General features: G+C 51.6%; 24 protein-coding genes, 1 tRNA gene and 3 pseudogenes. 7 read left to right on the top strand and 21 right to left on the bottom strand.

The features are described 5' to 3' along the window. Positions 1-37: 37 nt before the first annotated feature. Genes pyrI through AC0XWG_RS04485 form a run of 3 tightly spaced genes read right to left on the bottom strand, consistent with a single transcriptional unit; the run spans position 38 to position 1583 of the window. Positions 38-499, bottom strand: a complete 462-nt coding sequence (gene pyrI / locus AC0XWG_RS04495) for an aspartate carbamoyltransferase regulatory subunit (protein WP_028016502.1) — start codon at positions 497-499, stop codon at positions 38-40. Positions 500-511: 12 nt separating this feature from the next. Beyond that, the gene (gene pyrB / locus AC0XWG_RS04490; protein ID WP_025759900.1) at positions 512-1444 is read right to left on the bottom strand and encodes an aspartate carbamoyltransferase; all 933 of its coding nucleotides are present in this window, start codon (positions 1442-1444) and stop codon (positions 512-514) included. 34 nt (positions 1445-1478) lie between these two features. Continuing rightward, positions 1479-1583, bottom strand: a complete 105-nt coding sequence (locus tag AC0XWG_RS04485; RefSeq protein WP_022646880.1) for a pyrBI operon leader peptide — start codon at positions 1581-1583, stop codon at positions 1479-1481. Between AC0XWG_RS04485 and AC0XWG_RS04480 the strand changes: the two are divergent. Continuing rightward, positions 1563-1680, top strand: a pseudogene (locus tag AC0XWG_RS04480) (hypothetical protein). The gene AC0XWG_RS04485 and the pseudogene AC0XWG_RS04480 sit on opposite strands and share 21 nt — an antisense overlap. Before the next feature lie 3 nt (positions 1681-1683). Here AC0XWG_RS04480 and AC0XWG_RS04475 read toward each other — a convergent pair. The 5 genes from AC0XWG_RS04475 to arcA form a co-directional block, all read right to left on the bottom strand. Beyond that, the gene (locus AC0XWG_RS04475; protein WP_028016503.1) at positions 1684-2163 is read right to left on the bottom strand and encodes an arginine repressor; all 480 of its coding nucleotides are present in this window, start codon (positions 2161-2163) and stop codon (positions 1684-1686) included. Between the two features lie 80 nt (positions 2164-2243). After that, the gene (locus tag AC0XWG_RS04470; RefSeq protein ID WP_028016504.1) at positions 2244-3647 is read right to left on the bottom strand and encodes a YfcC family protein; all 1404 of its coding nucleotides are present in this window, start codon (positions 3645-3647) and stop codon (positions 2244-2246) included. A 46-nt stretch (positions 3648-3693) separates the two neighbouring features. After that, on the bottom strand, positions 3694-4698 hold the full coding sequence (gene argF / locus AC0XWG_RS04465; RefSeq protein WP_119935755.1) for an ornithine carbamoyltransferase: 1005 nt from the start codon (positions 4696-4698) through the stop codon (positions 3694-3696). A gap of 25 nt (positions 4699-4723) precedes the next feature. Continuing rightward, on the bottom strand, positions 4724-5635 hold the full coding sequence (gene arcC, locus AC0XWG_RS04460) for a carbamate kinase (protein WP_128348270.1): 912 nt from the start codon (positions 5633-5635) through the stop codon (positions 4724-4726). Between the two features lie 10 nt (positions 5636-5645). Next, positions 5646-6866: an arginine deiminase gene (gene arcA / locus AC0XWG_RS04455; protein WP_008501384.1), complete on the bottom strand. Its 1221-nt coding sequence runs from the start codon at positions 6864-6866 to the stop codon at positions 5646-5648. Positions 6867-7541: 675 nt separating this feature from the next. On the opposite strand from arcA, the gene AC0XWG_RS04450 reads away from it, so the two are divergent. Then, positions 7542-7994, top strand: a complete 453-nt coding sequence (locus AC0XWG_RS04450; protein ID WP_475680416.1) for a YhcH/YjgK/YiaL family protein — start codon at positions 7542-7544, stop codon at positions 7992-7994. A 95-nt stretch (positions 7995-8089) separates the two neighbouring features. Here AC0XWG_RS04450 and AC0XWG_RS04445 read toward each other — a convergent pair whose 3' ends face one another. The 4 genes from AC0XWG_RS04445 to argL form a co-directional block, all read right to left on the bottom strand. Then, positions 8090-8542, bottom strand: coding sequence for a DUF3828 domain-containing protein (locus AC0XWG_RS04445; RefSeq protein WP_028016508.1), 453 nt, complete (start codon positions 8540-8542; stop codon positions 8090-8092). A gap of 1 nt (position 8543) precedes the next feature. Continuing rightward, positions 8544-8906 carry a CHAP domain-containing protein gene (locus AC0XWG_RS04440; RefSeq protein ID WP_475680415.1) on the bottom strand — a complete coding sequence of 121 codons (363 nt, stop codon included), beginning with the start codon at positions 8904-8906 and terminating at the stop codon, positions 8544-8546. Positions 8907-9166: 260 nt separating this feature from the next. Further along, positions 9167-10171, bottom strand: a complete 1005-nt coding sequence (gene argF / locus AC0XWG_RS04435) for an ornithine carbamoyltransferase (protein ID WP_128348269.1) — start codon at positions 10169-10171, stop codon at positions 9167-9169. Next, positions 10141-10236, bottom strand: a complete 96-nt coding sequence (gene argL, locus AC0XWG_RS04430; protein ID WP_213014347.1) for a putative translational regulatory protein ArgL — start codon at positions 10234-10236, stop codon at positions 10141-10143. The genes argF (AC0XWG_RS04435) and argL overlap by 31 nt, the downstream gene beginning before the upstream one ends. Before the next feature lie 99 nt (positions 10237-10335). Here argL and rraB point away from each other — a divergent pair, with 99 nt between their 5' ends. From rraB to AC0XWG_RS04410, 4 genes are all read left to right on the top strand, one after another. After that, on the top strand, positions 10336-10761 hold the full coding sequence (gene rraB, locus AC0XWG_RS04425) for a ribonuclease E inhibitor RraB (RefSeq protein ID WP_025759886.1): 426 nt from the start codon (positions 10336-10338) through the stop codon (positions 10759-10761). A 45-nt stretch (positions 10762-10806) separates the two neighbouring features. After that, positions 10807-11565 carry a tRNA isopentenyl-2-thiomethyl-A-37 hydroxylase MiaE gene (miaE, locus tag AC0XWG_RS04420; protein WP_475680414.1) on the top strand — a complete coding sequence of 253 codons (759 nt, stop codon included), beginning with the start codon at positions 10807-10809 and terminating at the stop codon, positions 11563-11565. Between the two features lie 30 nt (positions 11566-11595). Further along, on the top strand, positions 11596-12327 hold the full coding sequence (locus AC0XWG_RS04415; protein WP_475680413.1) for a topoisomerase II: 732 nt from the start codon (positions 11596-11598) through the stop codon (positions 12325-12327). Positions 12328-12433: 106 nt separating this feature from the next. After that, positions 12434-12518 (top strand) — tRNA-Leu (locus AC0XWG_RS04410). A 513-nt stretch (positions 12519-13031) separates the two neighbouring features. On the opposite strand, the gene AC0XWG_RS04405 is transcribed toward AC0XWG_RS04410, so the two are convergent. The 6 genes and pseudogenes from AC0XWG_RS04405 to AC0XWG_RS04380 form a co-directional block, all read right to left on the bottom strand. After that, positions 13032-13871 (bottom strand): hypothetical protein, encoded by an 840-nt coding sequence (locus tag AC0XWG_RS04405; RefSeq protein WP_475680412.1) that lies wholly within the window; start codon positions 13869-13871, stop codon positions 13032-13034. Between the two features lie 3 nt (positions 13872-13874). Then, positions 13875-14995, bottom strand: a protein-coding gene (locus AC0XWG_RS04400; protein WP_134708787.1) for an IS3 family transposase whose coding sequence is annotated in 2 segments (ribosomal slippage) — positions 13875-14737 and positions 14737-14995 — 1122 coding nt in all. Because the reading frame shifts where the segments join, the coding sequence is not laid out codon by codon here. A gap of 489 nt (positions 14996-15484) precedes the next feature. After that, positions 15485-16378, bottom strand: a pseudogene (locus tag AC0XWG_RS04395) (IS3 family transposase); the annotation flags it as partial. Positions 16379-16390: 12 nt separating this feature from the next. Beyond that, positions 16391-17542 carry an IS30-like element IS30 family transposase gene (locus tag AC0XWG_RS04390; protein ID WP_001254932.1) on the bottom strand — a complete coding sequence of 384 codons (1152 nt, stop codon included), beginning with the start codon at positions 17540-17542 and terminating at the stop codon, positions 16391-16393. Between the two features lie 64 nt (positions 17543-17606). Then, positions 17607-17855 (bottom strand): annotated as a pseudogene (locus AC0XWG_RS04385) (transposase); the annotation flags it as partial. Positions 17856-17899: 44 nt separating this feature from the next. After that, positions 17900-18418, bottom strand: coding sequence for a phosphorothioated DNA-binding restriction endonuclease family protein (locus AC0XWG_RS04380; RefSeq protein ID WP_475680411.1), 519 nt, complete (start codon positions 18416-18418; stop codon positions 17900-17902). 374 nt (positions 18419-18792) lie between these two features. On the opposite strand from AC0XWG_RS04380, the gene AC0XWG_RS04375 reads away from it, so the two are divergent. Then, complete coding sequence (locus AC0XWG_RS04375) at positions 18793-19260, top strand: type I toxin-antitoxin system SymE family toxin (protein ID WP_257246770.1); 468 nt, start codon at positions 18793-18795, stop codon at positions 19258-19260. 259 nt (positions 19261-19519) lie between these two features. Here the strand turns inward: AC0XWG_RS04375 and AC0XWG_RS04370 are convergent. From AC0XWG_RS04370 to AC0XWG_RS04360, 3 genes are all read right to left on the bottom strand, one after another. Further along, positions 19520-20217, bottom strand: a protein-coding gene (locus AC0XWG_RS04370) for an IS1 family transposase (RefSeq protein WP_223216367.1) whose coding sequence is annotated in 2 segments (ribosomal slippage) — positions 19520-19968 and positions 19968-20217 — 699 coding nt in all. Because the reading frame shifts where the segments join, the coding sequence is not laid out codon by codon here. 28 nt (positions 20218-20245) lie between these two features. Next, the gene (locus tag AC0XWG_RS04365) at positions 20246-20467 is read right to left on the bottom strand and encodes a hypothetical protein (RefSeq protein WP_475680410.1); all 222 of its coding nucleotides are present in this window, start codon (positions 20465-20467) and stop codon (positions 20246-20248) included. 54 nt (positions 20468-20521) lie between these two features. Next, the gene (locus AC0XWG_RS04360) at positions 20522-20866 is read right to left on the bottom strand and encodes a hypothetical protein (protein WP_128348615.1); all 345 of its coding nucleotides are present in this window, start codon (positions 20864-20866) and stop codon (positions 20522-20524) included. Between the last annotated feature and the right edge of the window lie 110 nt (positions 20867-20976).

The following is a 20976-nucleotide window of genomic DNA, read 5'->3' as shown; positions in this document are numbered from 1 at the left end:
CCATTATAGGGAGGCCGGGATCCTTTACCAACCTCAATTAGTTGGCCAGCACCACATAATGAGAAAACTCTTTTTCGCAGTATTTGCATTTGAGTGCGATGTCATCAGCGCGTTTTTTCACTGCAAAACTGGAAGAAACCGGCTCAGCATGACTGATGCAGTTGCTGTTCGGACAGACCAGCACGCTTTCGATGCGCTCCGGCAGGCTCGGACGGGATTTGCCGACCACTTCATATTCGTCGATGCGGTTGACGGTGGCGTCCGGCGCGTACAGGGACAGCTGGTTCACCTGCTCATCGGTCAGGAAGGTGTTCTCAATCTTGATCAGATCCTTACGACCCATTTCGCCTGACGGCAGGTTCAGGCCGATGGTGATGCGCTGGTCGGTTTCGGTCAGTTTGAACAGCGTCAGCAGCTTAAAGCCTACCTGTGCAGGGATGTGGTCGATCACAGTGCCACGCTTGATGGCTTCAACCTGGAGTTTGTTATCGTGTGTCATTGTCGTTTCCCCTTACAGAGCCAATTCGCGATTCAGAACCAGTGCCAGTAACGCCTGGCGAGCGAAAATGCCGTTCCCGGCCTGCTGGAAGTACCAGGCGTGCGGCGTTTTATCCACGTCGGTGGTGATTTCATCAATACGCGGCAGCGGGTGCAGCACCTTCATGTTGTCGCGCGCGCCCTCAAGGTCGCTGGCGCGCAGCACGAACTGCGCCTTCACGTTGGCGTATTCGGACGGATCCAGACGCTCTTTCTGCACGCGGGTCATATACAGAATATCCACGTGGCTCATCACCTCTTCGATGCTCGCATGCAGGCTCCACTGAATGCCTTTCTCGTCCAGCATGTCGAGAATGTACTGCGGCATCGCCAGCGCGTCCGGGGCGATGAAGAAGAAACGGTTGCCGTTAAATTTCGCCAGCGCCTGGGTCAGCGAGTGGACGGTACGGCCATATTTCAGGTCACCGACCATCGCGATGTTCAGGTTTTCAAGCGTGCCCTGGGTTTCCTGAATGGTGAACAGATCCAGCAGGGTCTGCGTCGGGTGCTGGTTGGCACCGTCACCGGCGTTCAGCACCGGAATGCCACCGGAAAACTCGGTCGCCAGACGCGCCGCCCCTTCTTGCGGATGGCGCATGACAATCGCGTCTACGTAAGTACTGATAACTGAAATGGTATCCGCCAGCGTTTCGCCTTTTTTACCCAGCGACGTGTTGCTGCTGTCAGAGAAGCCGACCACGCTCGCGCCCAGGCGGTGCATGGACGTTTCAAAGGAGAGGCGCGTACGGGTAGAGGCTTCGAAGAAGCAGCTCGCAATCACCTTGTGCTTCAGCAGCTCCGGTTGCGGATTAGCTTTCAGTTTTGCCGCGGTTTCCAGAACCAGTTCCAGCTCTTCGCGGCTGAGGTCGTTTATGGAAATGATGTGTTTTTGATAAAGCGGATTCATGTTTATCTCCTGACGCCGGGCAAAAAAAAGCCCCTCAAATGAGGGGCTCTGGGAATAGGTTTAGCAACGGGAAGAAAAACGGCAGGCCAGCGTCTGATTTCAGACGCGGTAAGACGTTATGTCGTACACGCTTGACCATGCTTCCTCCCGGCAAATTGTCGGGCATTATACGCACCCCGATTTTCGGATCAAGCGATTTAATGCACGCTTTACTCAATGCAAACGGTTCTTTGTGAATATTAATTCGTTCTGAGTAAATAATTAATTTGCTTATGCACCAGCGCGGTACGCTTCACCACCCGGGGAGCGACCCAGACGATACTGCTGCCTGCCACCACGCCTAAAATTTCCGGTAACTGGTGGTAATCCAGAATACGCGCCACCGCGCGGCCATATCCGGCGACAGTATGAATGAGGATAAACTCGCTATTGTGCTCCACGCTCACCACCATTTCAGAAACGGTACGCGCGGCATCGGGGGCAGGGCGCAGTTGGGGATTCAACGAATAAATCTTTAGCCCTTTGGCATTTCGAATTTTTATGACGCCGAGCAATTTCAGCAGACGCGAAACGGTCGACTGGCTGATGCTGTCAAACCCTCTCTCCTGCAGGTCGCGGCGAATTTCTTCCTGTGAAAGATAGCTCTTTTCGGCGATCAGACGCTGGCACACCGTTAGCTGCAGTTGTTCTTTGGGAGAGTACGCTTCGTAATCCATCATGTTTCCCATATTAGTTCCTGAAATAACCGGTGGCACTGCACCGATCCGTAGGCCGGATAAGCGCAGCGCCATCCGGCAAATCACAACAAGGCACCCAGGCTTAGCGCCACCATAATCACCACCGTCAGGATCGCCAGCAGCGGCGCAACCCATTTCAGGTAGCGCACGTAAGGCACACGGGCGATAGCCAGCCCGCCCATCACCACTGCTGAGGTTGGCGTGACCAGGTTAACGATGCCGGAGGCCGACTGGTAAGCCGTAACTACCAGGTCGCGGTTGACGTTAGCGAAATCGGCTAGCGGTGCCATGATCGGCATCGTCAGTACGGCCAGGCCGGATGAAGAAGGCACAAGAAACGACAGAACAACTTCCAGCCAGTACATCACGTTAATAAACGCCACCGTGGACAACCCGCTGACCAGACCTTCCGCGCTGTGCAAAATGGTGTGGGTAATCATGCCCTTATCCATGATAACTACGATACCGCGCGCAATGCCGATAATCAGCGCGACACCCAGCAAATCTCGCGCACCGTTGATAAAGGTTGAGGTAAGCTCCTCTTCACTCATACGGGCGATAAGCCCCACGATGATGGCGCTGGCGAGAAACACCGCCGAGATCTCTGCCATCCACCACCCCAGCACCGCCACGCCGTAGATCATCACCGCGAAGGCGAGGGCGAAGATCACCAGAATGATTTTGCGCACCGGGGTAAATTCCAGCGACTGTTCACCCTTGTTGCCGAGGAAATGGGCGCGGTTCTCTTCCTGTTTGTCTGCGACGATAGAGAGAGACGGATCCTGACGAACTTTACGGGCGTAGCGCATCACCCATGCCACGCAGATGACCCAGCCGATGACCAGCAGCGCCACGCGCAGGGCAATACCGTGGGTGAAGGGGATCCCGGCGGCGTTGGCGGCGATCACCGTGGCAAACGGGTTAATGGTGGAACCGAGCGTGCCGATCCCCGCCCCGAGCAGCACGGTAGAGGCGGCAACCACCGGATCAAAACGGGCGGCCAGCATGACGGGCACCAGCAAGGTATAGAAAGGCAGTGACTCTTCGGCCATGCCGTAGATCGTGCCGCCTGCGGCAAACAACGCCATCAGGATCGGGATCATCCACTCTTCGCGTCCGCGCAGGCGGGTCGTCACACGTTCGATCCCGGCGTCAATCGCCCCGGTTTTGGTGACGATCCCGAGGAATCCCCCGATGATCAGGATAAACAGCGCCACGTCGATCGCCCCGGCCTGACCGGAAACGGGATCGTACAGCCCGGCGATGGGGGCCATCAGGACGGAAACCAGCCCCTGCGGGTGCGCCGCCACGTGCGCGTACGTTCCGGCAATCGGGACTTCTTTGCCAAGGGTTTCATTCATCGCCATCTGGTACTGACCGGCCGGAACAACCCAGCTCAGCGCCGCCACAACGGCAATCAGAAAAAAGAGAATGGTGTAAGCGGAGGGAAACTTGAACTTGCCCATGATGTTCTCCTGAACCCGGCGCACCCCGTGGTGCGCCGGGCGGTGATTAGTCGCCGAGTGTCGCCACCATGACCGCTTTAATGGTGTGCATGCGGTTTTCTGCTTCGTCAAAGACGATAGAGTTCGGTGATTCAAAGACCTCTTCCGTCACCTCAAGCCCTTTCAGGCCGTAAGCCATCTCAATTTCACGGCCCACTTTGGTGTGCTCGTTGTGGAACGCCGGCAGGCAGTGCATGAACTTGACGTTCGGGTTGCCAGTGGCTTTCATCACCTGAGCATTAATCTGGTAAGGCTTCATCAGGCTGACGCGCTCGGCCCATGCCTCTTTCGGTTCACCCATGGAGACCCACACGTCGGTGTAGAGGAAGTCAGTCCCCTGAACGCCTTCTTCCACGTCATCAGTGAGGGTGATGCGCGCGCCAGTCTCTTTGGCGATGGCGCGGCACTGTTCCACCAGCCCTGCTTCCGGCCAGAAAGATTTCGGTGCCACGAGGCGGATATCCATCCCCATCTTGGCTGCACCGACCATCAGGGAGTTGCCCATGTTGTTCCGCGCGTCGCCCAGATAGGCAAAGCTCAGCTCCGGCAGGGTTTTCCCTGGCGCATGCTCCAGCATGGTCATCAGGTCAGCGAGGATTTGGGTGGGGTGAAACTCATCAGTCAGACCGTTCCACACCGGTACGCCCGCGTACTCGCCCAACTCTTCAACGATGGCCTGGCCGTAGCCGCGATACTCAATGCCGTCGTACATGCGGCCCAGCACGCGGGCGGTGTCTTTCATCGACTCTTTATGGCCGATCTGCGATCCGCTTGGGCCGAGATAAGTGACCTGTGCGCCCTGGTCAAACGCGCCGACTTCAAAAGCGCAGCGGGTGCGGGTGGAGGTTTTTTCAAAGATCAGGGCGATGTTTTTCCCGACCAGGGTTTGCTTTTCACGTCCGGCTTTTTTGGCGGCCTTGAGTTCGATGGCAAGGTCGATCAGGTACTGGATTTCTGCCGGGGTATAGTCCAGCAGTTTCAGGAAGTTGCGGTTTTTCAGGTTGATGGTCATGGGTAAATCCTTTTTGAAATTTGAATTAGTTGCGAATCAACGTGCCTTTCTCGCCCGCGAGGATCTCCGCGCCGTCAGCCAGCGCGCCGATCCCGGCAATCCCGTTGCAGGTTTCAACAAACTCGCGGCAGGCGGCCACTTTTGGTCCCATCGATCCGGCGTCGAACTGCATGCCTCTGAGCAGTTCCGGTGTTACCTGTGCCAGCGGACGCTGGGTCGGTTTGCCCCAGTCGAGATACACCGCGTCGGCATCGGTCAGGATCAGCAGGGCATCGGCTTCGATCTGGCGCGCCAGCAGCGCGGCAGAGAGGTCTTTGTCGATCACCGCCTCAATGCCGTGATAGCCGTTGGCGTTTTCCACCACCGGAACCCCGCCGCCGCCGTTGCAGATCACCAGGTGATCGCGCTGGATAAGCGCCGTAATCGCGTCGCTCTCGACGATGCGTTTGGGTTGCGGGGAGGGAACGACGCGGCGGAAGTAGCTGCCGTCGGCCTTAAACACCCAGCCTTTTTCCGCGGCCAGCGTTTTCGCCTGAGCTTCGCTGTAAACCGGGCCGATATATTTGGTCGGGTTGCGGAACGCTGGGTCGGCGGCATCCACCTCTACCTGGGTGAGCAGCACGCTCACTTCGCGCTGAGGAAGATTGTTTTTCAGCGCCTGCTGGAGCATGTAGCCGATCATCCCCTGACTTTCGGCGCCGAGAACGTCCAGCGGGTAGGGCGTGACTTTGTCATAGGCGCTGTTCTGCAGCGCCAGCAGCCCGACCTGCGGGCCGTTGCCGTGCACCAGCACCACGCGCCACTGCTCCGTCAGCCCGGCGATGGTGCGGGCGGCCTGCTCGATGTTCTGGCGCTGGATCTCCGCTTCCAGCGGTTCGCCGCGTTTCAGTAACGCGTTACCGCCAAGCGCCACAACCAGAGTGGGTTTTCGTTCCATGATGACTCCTTTAAATTCCGTCACGTTCCAGTGGGCAGCTCATGCAGCGCGCGCCGCCGCGACCACGTCCGAGTTCGTCACCTGGGATCGGCAGCACGGTGATGCCCGCTTTGTCGTATTTCTCGTTGGTCCAGACGTTGCGCTCGTAGCCAATCACCACGCCCGGGCGGATGGTCAGAACGTTATTGGCGTCGTTCCACTGTTCACGTTCGGCCTCAAAGGCATCGCCGCCGGTGGTGATCAGGCGCACCTGGTTAATGCCGAGGGCTTTTTCGATGGCGTGGAGCAGGTCGGTTTCCTGAGTACGCAGCAGACCGCCGCGTCCGTCCGGGGTGAGCGTCCAGCACTGGGCATCTTTGCGCACCACTTCCGGGTAGACGGAGAAGGTGTCCACGTCGATGTGGGTCATCACGGTGTCGAGGTGCATGCAGGAGCGGTGTTTTGGCAATTCAACGGCGATCACGCGCTCGGCCTGGCGGTGTTTGAACAGGCTATTAGCAAGGAATTCCACACCCTGTGGCGTTGTGCGCTCTGACATGCCGATTAATACCGCGCCGCGTCCAATCACTAATACGTCACCACCTTCTAATGTCGCGTGATCGTAATTAATATTCTCGTCGCCGAAATATTTAATAAAATCACCGTCGGCAAACGCAGGATGCCAGCGATATATGGCCCGCAGGTTATTGGTTTCACGCTGGCGAGCCGGTTTAGCCATTGGGTTAATGGACACGCCGTTATAAATCCAGCAGGAAGTGTCGCGAGTAAATAAATGGTTAGGCAGCGGCTTCATAATAAAATCATTCGCCGTGTGGGTATCCACCACCATATTTTTAATGGCTGCCGGAATTTCACCGTAGGTTAATCCGCCGCTTAACCGGCGCGCCAGTTCACGGTGCGGCATATCCGCCAGCCAGCCGCGCACATCACCTGCAAAGGTTGGCCCGAGGCGGTAGTCAGAGATTTGGGTTTCGAGAAGCCAGGCTTTTGCTTCTGCAATATCAAGCGTTTGAGTAAGAAGGTCGGTCAACAGCAGGACTTCCACACCCTGCTCGCGCAGTGTGTTTGCGAAAATATCGTGCTCTTCACCCGCCCGTTCAACCGAGAGCACATCATCGAAGAGTAATTCCTGACAGTTCGACGGCGTTAAACGTTTCAGACTTAAATTTGGACGGTGCAGCATAACGCTACGCAATTGACCAATTTCAGAACCGACATAATGCTTTTCCATAATTATTCCTTTAACTGTTTTTCAGAATAAAAAGGGCATGCGCCATGTGATGTGATTATTTCCATGGCGGCTAAGCTCAATTGATTTCGAGGTTCATACTAGGCGGTTAAATAATCCGTATTGTGATATTGCTCACGTGAAACCGGATATTAAGCGGTTTGTTTTCATTTGCATGATTCGCATCAGATAATGATTAATTGGATATAATTGCCGGGTGAATAGCTAAGCAGGATGCGCTGGTGTTATTTGGAGTTGTTATTATTTTGTGGAATTTAATCATTTGAAATATTTTGTTATCCTGTTGATTTTAAAAGAATAAAAATTATGAGAGGAATGACTATGCAGTATTAGTAATTAACTATTTTCAACTTAAGGAAAATCAATAAATAATTATGGGATTTAATAGCAAATTATCAAAATGATAAAGTGTGAGCCCGGAGAGAGTTTTGTTGTTAACGCCATACGATCAGTGAGTTAGCTATAGGGCGAGACCACGAAGATCTGAGGTTATGCATAACGACTGCATAAATGCCTGAGAGGGCTTAACAGCAAATTAACACATTTCCCGATAAACATGCGCTGGCGCAAAACCTGTCGTGAAAGCGGTGGTATGGCAGTGAGAATTCTCGTATAAAAGATTAAAGTGAAACGATGTTTTATATTGAGGGTTTGTTTATGATTATCGGCAACATCCACCATCTGCAATCCTGGCTCCCTGACGAATTGCGCCAGGCCATTGAACACGTTAAAGTCCACGTCACCGACGCCACTCCGCTCGGCAAGCACGATATCGACGGCAACAACCTGTTTTATCTGGTCTCGGAAGACATGACCCAGCCGTTCGCCGAGCGCCGCGCCGAGTACCACGCGCGCTATCTGGATATTCAGATCGTGATGAAGGGGCAAGAAGGGATGACCTTCAGTACCCTGCCGCACGGTACACCGGACACAGACTGGCTGGCGGATAAAGACATCGCGTTTCTGCCGGAAGGTGAGCAGGAGAAAACGGTGGTGCTGAGCGAAGGGGATTTTGTGGTGTTCTGGCCGGGCGAAGTGCATAAACCGCTGTGCGCGGTGGGGGCACCTGCTAAGGTGCGTAAAGTCGTTGTGAAGATTCTGGTGGAGTAAGACCCTCACCCAGGGTTTTGTACGCCGGGTAAGCGCAGCGCCACCCGGCAAGAAGATCGTACCGAATCAGTATTATTGTCAGTACGTCGTTTGGCTCATTTCGTGGTAGCCAGATTTCTTGAAAAATCCGCATTTGAAACCGACTGTACCTTCCATAAGTTGTTTTCTTTAACCATGCAGTCTATGACTACGTGGTCCTGCTTTTTACCGAATGCAATGTATACGTTGACACAGACTGGATCGGTATCCCCAGCTATGGCTGTTACATTCTGCGGCCAGTCATCGCCGACGTATTGCGCTTTTAAAAATATATCTGCCTCGTAAAACTCTTCGTCTGCATAGCGAGGATCCTGCGCGTGACGGAGTTTTTTCATTGTTGATGCTGTGACATATTTATCTATTTCGTTTCCATCAGTGATCGGAAATGCATCTTTGTTGATTTGATTAACGTACCAGCTGTTAAATTTAACCGCACGCTCAATCGGGTCAGAATGGCCAGCCATCGCAGAGAAAGAAAATATGAAGAGAAGCGGTAAGATATTTTTCATATCAGTAGTGCCTGTAAAAGGTTATTTTTGGCTGTATCTTCCGATATGTCGGACCGGGATAAAGGCTGTTCTGTTTAAAGTCTGAATACCAGGTACCCGATCCGTCGTAGATACATACATGCCCGTTCTGATGCGCACCAGGTAATGCGTCAATGACTGCAACATCACCTTCAATAGGGGTGCCGTACACCTTACTGAATCCTGCCTTCTCAAGTGATCGCCAGAAGTTTTTTGCATCAGCGCCATCAATCTTCAATCCTCCGGCACGGATAGCAGCAGCAACGGCGCGAGCGCAGTAACCGGTACTTTTATGATGTGAGTGGCTGCGGGCATATGACACAGCTTCGTGCTTATTCCATGACATAAATAATCCTTATTAACGAAATGCAGCAATAAGGAAATATTACGCCTTTAATATACACTGTTTTGTAATTTATAATGAATTAATATTAACCATTATCTATCCAATAAATAATGGCTAATAAAATCATAAATACATTTTATGGTTGATATGTATCTGTGGGAAGTGTCAGGAAAATAAATTTTTATGCCAATAGACCGGAAATGATTATCTGCTGAAAATTAATTCAGCAGATAATCACCATTTCAATGTGGGAGAGAGGATCACTCCCCAAGCGTCGCCACCATCACCGCCTTAATCGTATGCATCCGGTTTTCTGCCTGGTCGAACACGATGCTCGCCGCCGACTCAAACACCTCGTCCGTCACTTCCATCCCGCCGTGCAGGTCGAACTCTTTCGCCATCTGCTTGCCGAGCGTAGTCTGGTCATCATGGAACGCCGGCAGACAGTGCAGGAACTTCACGTTCGGGTTGCCGGTCAGCGCCATCATCTGGCTGTTCACCTGATAGCTCCGCAGCAACGCAATACGCTCCGCCCACTTCTCTTTGGCTTCGCCCATCGACACCCATACGTCGGTGTAGATGAAGTCCGCGCCTTTTACGCCCGCCGCCACATCTTCCGTCAGGGTGATTTTCCCGCCGTTCTTCGCGGCGAGCGCGCTGCACTCCGCCACCAGGCTCTCTTCCGGCCAGCAGGCTTTCGGGGCCACCAGACGCAGATCCAACCCGGTCAGCGCTGCGGCTTCGAGCATCGAGTTGCCCATGTTGTTGCGCGCATCGCCTGCATAAACCAGCGTCATCTCGTTAAACGCTTTGCCCGGCAGGTGCTCCTGCATGGTCAGCAGGTCCGCCAGCAGCTGCGTTGGGTGGAACTCGTTGGTCAGCCCGTTCCACACCGGCACGCCCGCATACTGTGCCAGGGTTTCAACCACTTCCTGACCGTGACCACGATACTGAATGCCATCGTACATGCGGCCTAGCACGCGTGCGGTATCTTTAATTGATTCTTTATGCCCAATCTGGCTGCCGCTCGGCCCTAAATACGTGACGCGCGCGCCCTGGTCAAATGCGGCAACTTCGAAAGAGCATCGTGTACGGGTTGAGTCTTTTTCGAAGATGAGCGCGATGTTTTTACCGGTAAGTTTTTGTACTTCCTTGCCATTTTTTTTATCGGCTTTGAGTTGTGCGGCAAGAGTCAGCAGAGAAGTGAACTGTGCAGGGGTAAAGTCGAGCAATTTCAGAAAGTGTTTCTTGTACAAATCAGACATTTTATCCTCACATGGCGAACGCCACTTATTGAATTAAAATTCACTTTATATGTGTAATTATTCATTTGCAACCCCGTTTAACAAATCTTTCTCACAAAGGTGGAGGCAAACACGTCCGTGTGTGAAAATAGAAGTATCTGCCGCACTTTAAAGAGGATTGAGCCATGGCAAACCCGGAACACCTGGAAGAGCAACGCGAAGAGACGCGTCTGATTATTGAAGAGCTGCTGGAAGACGGTAGCGATCCGGACGCGCTGTACACCATCGAGCACCATTTCTCTGCGGATGATTTCGACGCGCTGGAAAAAATGGCGGTGGAAGCCTTCAAACTGGGTTACGAAGTGACCGAGCCGGAAGAGCTGGAAGTGGAAGAGGGCGACACCGTCATCTGCTGCGACATCCTGAGCGAAGGCGCGCTGAAGGCGGAGCTGATCGACGCGCAGGTAGAACAGCTGATGAACCTGGCCGAGAAGTTCGACGTGGAATACGACGGCTGGGGAACCTACTTCGAAGATCCAAACGGTGAAGACGGCGAAGAAGGCGACGACGAAGATTACATCGACGAAGACGACGACGGCGTGCGTCACTAATAGCGTTCAAGCGGCAGTGCATGCTGCCGCTTTCAAGGTTTAAACATGGATTACCCGCAGATACTCGCCCCCGTACTCAACTTCCTCCAGTGCCCGACCCCGCAAGCATGGATTGATCAAGCCCGCGACCCGGCGAACCTACCGCTGCTGCTCACCGACCACATGGTGTGCGAGCTCAAGGCCGCCCAGACCGCGCTGCTGCTGGTGCGTAAATACGTCGCCGACGAAAGCGGTGCAGACGCGCTGCTCGACTGGCTCAAACCCTACGAACAATTCACCTTCCGTGACGGCCCGGAGCCGGACTTCATCGCCCTGCACAAGCAGATTGGCAAAAGCGTGATGCCCAAAACCGACGACCCGTGGGGCCAGGCGCTCATCGACAGCATGGTGTTGCTGATCAAAGAGGAGCTGCACCACTTCTGGCAGGTGCGCGATGCGATGCTGGCCCGCGATATTCCGTACGTCAAAATTACCGCCAGCCGCTACGCCAAAGGAATGCTGAAAGAAGTACGCACTCACGAACCGCTGACGCTGATCGACAAGCTTATCTGCGGCGCGTACATCGAAGCCCGTTCCTGCGAACGCTTCGCCGCGCTGGCTCCGTTCCTCGACGATGATTTGCAGAAGTTCTATCTCTCGCTGCTGCGCTCGGAAGCGCGCCATTATCAGGACTACCTGACGTTGGCCCAGCAGGTGAGCGATAACGATATCTCACCGCGCATAAAGCTTTTTGGCGAAATTGAAGCCACACTTATCTCGACACCGGACAACGAGTTTCGCTTCCACAGTGGCGTGCCGGTGTAAACAGGCATAGCGAAAGGATAAGGATGCGAGATGAATAAAACGTGGACCCGTATTGTCATTGTCGTCATCGCGGCCGCCTCCGTGGCGTTCTGGGTGTATTTTGACAAACAGCGTATGCAGCGCACCCCTGAACAGCAGCTTGATACCACCCTCAACACGATGCCCGCCTGGCAGGTGATTAAAGAGCAGGAACCCGCGTTCCAGAAACGCATCCGCGAGCAGATCCTCACCATGCAGAAAGCGGGCGAGTCTGAACAGCACATTATCGACGTCATCCAGCCGCAGATTTTGACCCTGCAGATGTCACGCCTGCAGCATGCCCCGGACGCCAACGTGGTGGAATATATGAAGGTCAACATGGAGCAGACTGCCGCCATCCAGAAGGTGAGTGACGACGCCTGTTTCCGCTTCCTCTACCCGGCGGTGAAAGGCGGTGTCAACCCGATGCGCGTGCTGGACCAACAGATGATGGCCCGCCGTATGCAGGCTGACGCCGACATGATGCGCGCAGCCTACGGCAAAAACAGCCACACCGTGACCCCGGCCGAACGCGAAGCGGCTGTCGAGGATGTCCGACCCATTATGAAGGAACTTGCCGATAAGTACGGCGAGGACATCCAGCTGCTGCAGATGCCGGAGAACGCGGTGGGCAAAGAGAAGCTCTCCTGCGATATGGTGCAGGAGATGTGGGCGAAGGTGCTGGCGCTGCCGGAGCAGAAGGCGGCGAGAGTGATTCGGCTGGCGGTTTCGGAGCTGGATTGATGAAGGGCGCTGTTTTTTTGGGCACTTAGCGCGGGTTTAGCGCGTCGCCGCTTGCATGGCGGCGCGCGACAGGTATAATCCACAACGTTTCCGCATCCCCTTCAGTGCCGAAGTGGCGAAATCGGTAGACGCAGTTGATTCAAAATCAACCGTAGAAATACGTGCCGGTTCGAGTCCGGCCTTCGGCACCAAGTCACTAAATTCCTTACAATACAGCTAGTTAGACAATAAAATCTGTCTCTTTTGCCTGTAAGAAATGCTCTGTTATGTCCCTTGAAAAAGCCGCTGTGGTTGATAGTGGTAATTGGGATGTTAACTTATAGCGGCGTGTAGTTCCAAGCGTCAAACACGTACTGACTCAACTTGAAAGCTATGACGTAGCCACCGTCTCTAAACAATCCCATAAACTTTTAGTGAAGCGCATTTTAGCCCGATGCCCCCGTTCTGTCGCCGTCGCGAGACGCCGCAGGGGATAAACAGGTTTATGGTGGTCACGGTACTTGCAGACCATATGCAAGCTCTGCCAGCGGTTCGGCCTCGCTCCCCTTGGGTACATGGTCATCCTGATAAGCCTCACTAACTGACATAACTGTGATGTAGTCGCCAGAGGCTCCGCTTGTTGTCTTACCACCAACGGGGCTTTATGGATTCTATTGCGGTATGTTTGAAAGTGCGCGGGGGTTCATTCCCGCGCGTCCGGCGCTTTATGGTAAGTATTTAAGTATTTCTGCTGCCCAGTTTACACGGTGGATGACACGGGCATGGTGCAAGTTTCCGTCTAGTATTTCGGCTTTAGTTAGCTGGGATAACTGCTGCCAATTATTGTTAAGTATATAAGTTGCGTTATTACATTGTGAGCTTTCTAGTACGTAAATGTTTTGGCCTGTGAACCCAAATATCACGTAGCCTTGGAACCCAGCTTGCCCAACCGCTACGAAATCTGGTTTTTTACTATTGATAAGTTCAAGCCTGCCTTCAACAACAGCGGTATTGCCCTTTCCCCTGATCTTAATAGCTGAAAGGATTTTTGAACCAATAGTGCTCCAAGGCTGTTGACCCTGTGGCAGGAGGCTCCAGTTTAGTTTTATAGATTTACTTTTAACGATGGTATTAAGTTGGTCGTCAACAGTTTCGCACAACTCAAAAAGCTCTAAAAAAAGATTAATGCAGTGAGCCACTAACTCTTTGTTGTTAGCTGTCAAACTTAGCTTTGGAGAGATGATCAACTTCTCCCCTTGCAGATTCTCTACAATCTTTAACTCTATGCTTGGTGGAGGGGTGAGGATTCTCTTGTAGCGCTTATACTCAATTTCACGAGTGTCAGTAACTTCTTGAGTTGCGCCCCCTCCGACCCATTGCTTTCTAGTCCATGAAATTTGTCTGTATGCAGTTTCTTTAGGTGCTGTTTTGTCAGGTACTGATTTGCCATTAGCATTGAATCTGGTTATTGGCCCTAAAATTTTGGGGAGGACTTCTTCACCTAAAGCTCTTTGACTTGAGAAACCAATAGAGTCCGTTTGACCTGCCCCCAGGATTAGATACAACCTTCAGTTAGTAATGTCGGTTGGTTTTTCTTCATATTTCCTGTTTCGCCAGTCCGTTGCGAATTCAGCTGGTGTCTGGTAATCCAGCGATGAATGGGGACGGCACTCGTTATAATCCTGCCGCCAGTCATTAATCGTTTTCCGGGCATGAAGAATATCGCTGAACCAGTGTTCATTCAGACACTCATCGCGAAAGCGTCCGTTAAAACTCTCAATAAATCCGTTCTGCGTTGGCTTACCTGGCTGGATAAGCCGTAGTTCCACACCATGCTCAAAGGCCCATTGATCGAGCGCGCGGCAGGCAAATTCCGGGCCCTGATCGGTTCTTATTGTCGCCGGATAGCCCCTAAACAGCGCGATGCTGTCCAGAATACGCGTGACCTGAACGCCTGAAATACCGAAAGCAGCGGTGATTGTCAGACACTCCTTCGTGAAATCATCCACACAGGTCAGGCACTTGATCCTCCGACCGTTGGCCAGTGCGTCCATAACGAAATCCATCGACCATGTCAGGTTCGGCGCATCCGGGCGCAGAAGCGGAAACCGTTCGGTTGCCAGCCCTTTACGGCGTCGTCTGCGTTTTACGCTCAGTCCATTAAGGTGGTAAATACGGTATACCCGCTTGTGATTGACGTGAAGGCCCTCCCGACGCAGCAGCTGCCAGATGCGGCGGTAGCCAAAACGCCTGCGCTCCAGTGCCAGCTCAGTGATGCGCCCTGATAAATGCGCATCAGCTGCCGGACGCTGAGCCTCGTAGCGGCAGGTCGACAGGGACAAACCTGTAAGCCTGCAGGCACGACGTTGCGACAGACCGGTCGCATCACACATAAACTCAACGGCTTCCCGCTTCTGGTCTGTCGTCAGTACTTTCGCCCCAGAGCCACCTGAAGTGCCTCCTTATCCAGCATGGCTTCGGCAAGTAGCTTCTTGAGGCGGGCGTTCTCCTCTTCAAGAGATTTAAGCCGCTTCACCTCAGGAACTTCCATGCCACCAAACTTCTTGCGCCAGGTGTAGAAAGTGGCATCGGAAATGGCGTGCTTACGGCAGAGCTCACGGGCAGAAACTCCGGCTTCCGCTTCGCGAAGAATACTGATGATCTGTTCGTCGGAAAAACGCTTCTTCATGGGGATGTCCTCATGTGGCTTATGAAGACATTACTAACATCGGGGTGTATTAATCAACGGGGAGCAGGTCACGTTTTCCCCGCATCTGGCAAAGAATGTGCAATGTAGATATCTCGGCCATCAAAGTTAGGTATGTAATTATCAATATTTCGAATACGCTTTTTCTGAATAAGCATGGATCGTTCCTTTTGATTTTATCTTACTGTTTACATAACCAACCAAGCCGGGCACAATCGAGCCGTTAGAAACGATAGTGAGGCTAACAATCGTTATGAGTTTGCAGACTCATGGCGGTCATGCTTCATAGACCGGATTCACGCAGGTGACTCCGGTTTTTTTATGCCCATCATTTATACATGAGCACAACATATAGGGTGTGTTAATAAGATTACCCCCTACATGTTCAGCATTCTAGTTAGGATTCTTTGCAGTACAAGGGTTGATTTTGAGGTTAAATTGAGGTTGTCAAAGTGAATCGCCACGGATAATCTAGACACTTCCGAGCCGTTGATAATACTGGTTTTCATATTCTGTCGGTGACATCTGATCGCTAGAACCATGCCGACGCTTACTGTTATAAAACATTTCGATGTAATCAAAAATATCACTGCGGGCTTCTTCCCGCGTTCCGTAGATCTTTTTCTTTATCCGTTCGCGTTTCAACAACTGGAAAAAGCTTTCTGCGACCGCATTATCATGGCAGTTACCGCGACGGCTCATGCTGCCCTCCAGGCCGTGTGATTTCAGGAACGACTGCCACTCATGGCTTGTGTACTGACTGCCCTGATCCGAATGAACCAGCACCTGTTTTTGGGGATTACGCCGCCATACAGCCATCAGCAGTGCGTTCAGGACAATGTCCTTTGTCATCCGGGATTGCATGGACCAGCCGATAATTTTGCGTGAGAACAGATCAACAACCACAGCAAGATACAGCCAGCCTTCGTGGGTCCTGATATAGGTTATGTCGGTTACCCAACGCTCATCCGGAGCATCCGGATTGAACTGTCGCTGGAGCCTGTTGGGCGACACGATACTGGCCTCGCCTTTACGTGCCCGCGGGCTCTGGTATCCGACCTGAGCCTTTATCCCGACACGTTTCATCAGTCGCCAGACTCTGTTGACTCCGCACTGTTGCCCGCTGTCCCGCAGATCCAGATGGATCTTGCGATAACCATAGACGCATCCCGATTCCAGCCAGAACTGTTTAATCTGTCCTGTCAGTCTCAGGTCTGCCCGATGGCGTTGTGAATGCGGCTGCTGAAGCCAGGCGTAAAAGCCACTGGGATGAACATCCAGCACCCGACAGAGCAGGCGAACAGGCCAGCAACGGGCGTTGTCACGGATAAAGGCGTACCTCAGTCGGACAGTTTTGCGAAGTACGCCGCTGTAGATTCAATCTGTCAATGCAACACCCCTTTCAATTATCTCTTTCGGTGTTTTGAACTTCAGTGTCTTTCTCGGTCTGTTGTTTAGCTGAGCAGCAACCAGATCTAGTTCATGTTGAGTATATTGGGCAAGACATGTCTTTTTAGGAAAGTACTGCCGAATTAGCCCATTTGTGTTCTCATTTGTTCCCCGCTGCCAAGGACTCTGAGGATCGCAGAAGTAAACTTTAACGCCGGTGCTGACAGTAAATTCTAGATGTCTGGCCAGTTCCATTCCTCTGTCCCATGTCAGTGATTTTCTGAGTTCTGACGGTAAACTCAGGAATTTGTCGGTAAGAGCCTGATTTACTGAGACAGAATCTTTGCCCCTGAGTCTAAGGATGATCGTATAACGTGATTTTCGGTCTACAAGTGTGGCTATATGGGAGTTTTTTGTACCTGAGACTAAATCGCCCTCCCAATGCCCCAGAGAGCGTCTGTTATCGATATTTCGGGAACGTTCGTGAATTGGTGTTCCGTTCACTATGTTAATCGTACCTCTTTCGCCTTTGCGGGTATGACGCCTGCCATGGCGAAGGCTATGCGACCGTCGCAGATGCTGTATATTCAGGTGGTGTAGCGCTTCACGGCTACGAAAGTACAGCGTTTTATAAATTGTCTCAGGTGATATTCGCAGCGTTTTTTGACGTGGTTTTGTTCGCCTTAACCATCCTGATATTTGCTCTGGAGACCATTTCATCTCCAGCTTTTCCAGAACAAGCTTTCGCAATGGTAAATTTTGATCCAGTAAGCACGGTTTTGGCCTTTTCGCCATTCTGTTGGCTCGGTTATTAGCATCAACAGCTTTGTAATAGCGTCTGCCCCGATTACGCTGAACTTCACGTGAGATCGTCGAAGGACTGCGATTCAGCGCAGTAGCTATCGCACGAATGCTCATTTTGGCTGACAAACCAGCTCGTATCTCCTCGCGCTCAGACAGTGTCAGGTGAGCTACAGCCCGCTTACGCTCATGGGGTTTTATGCCGCCAGTATCCCTTAACATAGTGAAGATCGTTCCGGGTTTTGAACCCAGGATATTCGCTATTTCACTGAAGCCTGTTCCGTTCTTCCATAGTTCAAAAACAGAGGCTTTTTCCTCTGCTGTAAATGTTCGTCTCATTCAAAAAACCTCCGCAACCCCATGTTTTCACATAACTGTTGCGTTGACCAATTGAATCTACAGCGGCTTTTTTTAATATGTCCCGTTCGTCAGTAACCCGCTTCAGCTCTTTCTGGAGACGGCGGATCTCGGTCTGAGCATCTGACTGTTCTTTATGAGTGGAGGAATCCGGACCGTACTTCTTTATCCAGGCGTAAAGGCTGTGGGTGGTGATATCGAGACGTGTTGCCACGCTGGAAACAGAATAACCACGATCAACAACCTGTTTGACTGCTTCAGTTTTAAACTCTTCGGGATAACGCTTACCGCTCATGGGCACCTCTCTTTAAGCCATCTTAAATGACTCTGAGGTGTCTGTTAAACCCGTGGCGATTCAGTTTCGTCTAACGAGGGATCCTGAGTGATAATATCGATGTCTGGTTGAACGAGAGCGATACGATCGCTCGGGCTATCAACCTCATCAAATGGCTCAGGTGTTTCAAACCCCAGTACCTGGAATAACGCTGTGTGAGATTCTATAGGTAAATATTGTTCAACTACCTGTTTTGCCAGCGAATCAATCAAGGATTTCTGATTTTGTAACTGAGAAAAAGAGGTTACATCAAAACCACTGCGCACGTTGTTATCTAAGACCGTCTGCAGCCTCGGTTCCTCAGAGCTTTTAAGTAGAGCAAGGTCTGTTCCTTCCAGTGCCCAGAAGCCATCATGTTTTAACCGCCAGAACGGCATAAGAACTTCATAGTTGCTGCGTTTTGGCCCGTAGCGTTTTAGCAAATCTCGTAGTTGATCTTGTATTTCATCCTGAAACTGGAAAAGTCGCTCATGGCCTTTCTTGTACTGGGAAAGAACGTACAGAACAAGTAAGGGTTTATTCAACGCTGGTGCTTTTTTGTACTAGGCTGTTTTCATCCCGGCAATTTTTTGACTGAGAGATTTTGCGATGGTCATAGTTCAGTTACAGGAGCCAGTAGTTTTGCGATGATGCTCGCAAAATCCAGACCAATCAACCCGCAATCAACAAAAACATGACCTTACCGTACATAACTCTATTTCCTGAATCCCCCTCGCAAATTCCAAATTTACCCCACGCCAAACCGCTGTATTTATATTCAGCCCCGTATAATAAGCACCAGAAATTACGCCAATCGGCGAAAGGAAGTATCAAAGAAATTTAAACGAGGAATTCGCGATATGAAGGTGCTGCAACACCCCCATACCGCTAACCACAAACAACTGAAAAGGAGTTGAAAATGGCTGCGACGAATTTTAAGCCAGAGGTTACTGTTTGCAAAACAGAACCAGACGCTTTCACCGGCATGATTGAAAACCGCGAGCTGGTACGCAAAAACAGCGCCCGCCGTCTTCACGGAAACCAGACCAACGCGGCCCCCGTTCATCCCCGCGCAGAAACGCCGCAGAACAGTGCCGCTTGCTGCGAACTTTATTCCCGCATAGATATGAAATACCTTCTTCTGGGCGGCGAGTGGTTAACCCGAGCGGGCTTTATCGACGGCATGCCGGTAAAAATCCGCGCCATGAAAGACTGCATTGTGATTACGCCACAGCATACAAGAGAATTATGGGGATGCCTGGAGGGTATGAGCGTGGTGAATATAAATAAGCAGAAAGTCGCGCAGTGGTTAAAGACCTTCCCGGGTGCATTGAATGATACAGGTGATATTCCGGTGATTAAGCGTGGTAGTGGGCAGGCTGTTTAAACTTCAAGCCAGTATGCGCGGGCATGTGAGCACATGCCCGCACTACGCTAAAAGTAACTCAATCATGATGTATTTGTTCTTTCACTGCCTTAACCAGCACAGCATGGAGTTCACCAACGGTTAAAGCGCGTATCACAGGTTCCGGAATGCCACGTAGCCTGCGAATCAAACGGCAGATACCGAAGTAATCTATACCCTCGGTGCTAAAAAGAAACTCGTTTTCAGCAAGGGAAAAAGTTTTCTCGGTAATGACTCCAACTTACTGATAGTGTTTTATGTTCAGATAATGCCCGATGACCTTGTCATGCAGCTCCACCGATTTTGAGAACGACAGTGACTTCCGTCCCAGCCTTGCCAGATGTTGTCTCAGATTCAGGTTATGCCGCTCAATTCGCTGAGTGTAACGCTTGCTGATTACGTGCAGCTTTCCCTTCAGGCGGGATTCATACAGCGGCCAGCCATCCGTCATCCATACCACGACCTCAAAGGCCGACAGCAGGCTCAGAAGACGCTCCAGTGTGGCCAGAGTGCGTTCACCGAAGACGTGCGCCACAACCGTCCTCCGTATCCTGTCATACGCGTAAAACAGCCAGCGCTGACGTGATTTAGCACCGACGTAGCCCCACTGTTCGTCCATTTCCGCGCAGACGATGACGTCACTGCCCGGCTGTATGCGCGAGGTTACCGACTGCGGCCTGAGTTTTTTAAGTGACGTAAAATCGTGTTGAGGCCAACGCCCATAATGCGGGCGGTTGCCCGGCATCCAACACCATTCATGGCCATATCAATGATTTTCTGGTGCGTACCGGGTTGAGAAGCGGTGTAAGTGAACTGCAGTTGCCATGTTTTACGGCAGTGAGAGCAGAGATAGCGCTGATGTCCGGCAGTACTTTTACCGTTACGCACCACGCCTTCAGTAGCTGAGCAGGAGGGACAACTGATGGAGATGGAAGCCACGGGAGCACCTCAAAAACACCATCGTACACTAAATCAGTAAGTTGGCACCATTACCAGTTTTCTCATAGCCATCTTCTTCAGTGACAAGCGTAACGCCAAACGCTTCCTCGCAGTCTTCTATCAGGGCATCGCCATCCATGCCGCATATATCAAGGTCGGCTTCGATTAGGGTGTTCGCATCAATGTGCTTGCGATGATGTCCAGAGGACTGACGTACAATCTCAATGACCTGCGAAAGAGTGGGGTTCATTATGATGGATTCCTTGGGTAAAGAGATAACACAGAAATTTGTTAATAGACTGCGTTAATGCTTGGAGCTTATTATTGATGGAGCCCAAAAAAACAAAATAACCCATGCAAACATCCCAATAATTTTCATCGGCCAGGGTTCTAACACATCCAGACACACAATTGCACCAATAATTAATAGCGGACCTTCTACAATTTCAATTACCCCCTCTAAAACATTTAACCTATGAGGAAGTACACGATTTAGTAATGCCACAATAAGGTGTGCGCTACCTAGTATGATGGTTATTGCGATTGTGCGGTCCTCCCAGTTATCAAAACTAACAAAGGAAATGAGGCATGTAGCCAGTATATAGCCACAAAATAATATATTCAGAATATAAATAATAAACTTGCTCATAGCATTAGCCGCGACGTTTGAAATATAAAGAGTCTATAAATATAGTGCTCTCAACAGAATGACAAACGATATTGGCTAATAATGCATTTCAGAATTTATTGCGCCTTGCT

Source organism: Enterobacter sp. DVT3837 (genome assembly GCF_056238685.1).
This window is presented reverse-complemented; position numbering and strand designations above follow the sequence as displayed.

What these genes read in the sequence shown, in the direction of transcription:
- pyrI (WP_028016502.1), bottom strand. Translation starts at nt 499, where the DNA reads ATGACACACGATAACAAACTCCAGGTTGAAGCCATCAAGCGTGGCACT.
- pyrB (WP_025759900.1), bottom strand. Translation starts at nt 1,444, where the DNA reads ATGAATCCGCTTTATCAAAAACACATCATTTCCATAAACGACCTCAGC.
- AC0XWG_RS04485 (WP_022646880.1), bottom strand. Translation starts at nt 1,583, where the DNA reads ATGGTCAAGCGTGTACGACATAACGTCTTACCGCGTCTGAAATCAGAC.
- AC0XWG_RS04475 (WP_028016503.1), bottom strand. Translation starts at nt 2,163, where the DNA reads ATGATGGATTACGAAGCGTACTCTCCCAAAGAACAACTGCAGCTAACG.
- AC0XWG_RS04470 (WP_028016504.1), bottom strand. Translation starts at nt 3,647, where the DNA reads ATGGGCAAGTTCAAGTTTCCCTCCGCTTACACCATTCTCTTTTTTCTG.
- argF (WP_119935755.1), bottom strand. Translation starts at nt 4,698, where the DNA reads ATGACCATCAACCTGAAAAACCGCAACTTCCTGAAACTGCTGGACTAT.
- arcC (WP_128348270.1), bottom strand. Translation starts at nt 5,635, where the DNA reads ATGGAACGAAAACCCACTCTGGTTGTGGCGCTTGGCGGTAACGCGTTA.
- arcA (WP_008501384.1), bottom strand. Translation starts at nt 6,866, where the DNA reads ATGGAAAAGCATTATGTCGGTTCTGAAATTGGTCAATTGCGTAGCGTT.
- AC0XWG_RS04450 (WP_475680416.1), top strand. Translation starts at nt 7,542, where the DNA reads ATGATTATCGGCAACATCCACCATCTGCAATCCTGGCTCCCTGACGAA.
- AC0XWG_RS04445 (WP_028016508.1), bottom strand. Translation starts at nt 8,542, where the DNA reads ATGAAAAATATCTTACCGCTTCTCTTCATATTTTCTTTCTCTGCGATG.
- AC0XWG_RS04440 (WP_475680415.1), bottom strand. Translation starts at nt 8,906, where the DNA reads ATGTCATGGAATAAGCACGAAGCTGTGTCATATGCCCGCAGCCACTCA.
- argF (WP_128348269.1), bottom strand. Translation starts at nt 10,171, where the DNA reads ATGTCTGATTTGTACAAGAAACACTTTCTGAAATTGCTCGACTTTACC.
- argL (WP_213014347.1), bottom strand. Translation starts at nt 10,236, where the DNA reads ATGAATAATTACACATATAAAGTGAATTTTAATTCAATAAGTGGCGTT.
- rraB (WP_025759886.1), top strand. Translation starts at nt 10,336, where the DNA reads ATGGCAAACCCGGAACACCTGGAAGAGCAACGCGAAGAGACGCGTCTG.
- miaE (WP_475680414.1), top strand. Translation starts at nt 10,807, where the DNA reads ATGGATTACCCGCAGATACTCGCCCCCGTACTCAACTTCCTCCAGTGC.
- AC0XWG_RS04415 (WP_475680413.1), top strand. Translation starts at nt 11,596, where the DNA reads ATGAATAAAACGTGGACCCGTATTGTCATTGTCGTCATCGCGGCCGCC.
- AC0XWG_RS04390 (WP_001254932.1), bottom strand. Translation starts at nt 17,542, where the DNA reads ATGAGACGAACATTTACAGCAGAGGAAAAAGCCTCTGTTTTTGAACTA.
- AC0XWG_RS04375 (WP_257246770.1), top strand. Translation starts at nt 18,793, where the DNA reads ATGGCTGCGACGAATTTTAAGCCAGAGGTTACTGTTTGCAAAACAGAA.
- AC0XWG_RS04365 (WP_475680410.1), bottom strand. Translation starts at nt 20,467, where the DNA reads ATGAACCCCACTCTTTCGCAGGTCATTGAGATTGTACGTCAGTCCTCT.
- AC0XWG_RS04360 (WP_128348615.1), bottom strand. Translation starts at nt 20,866, where the DNA reads ATGAGCAAGTTTATTATTTATATTCTGAATATATTATTTTGTGGCTAT.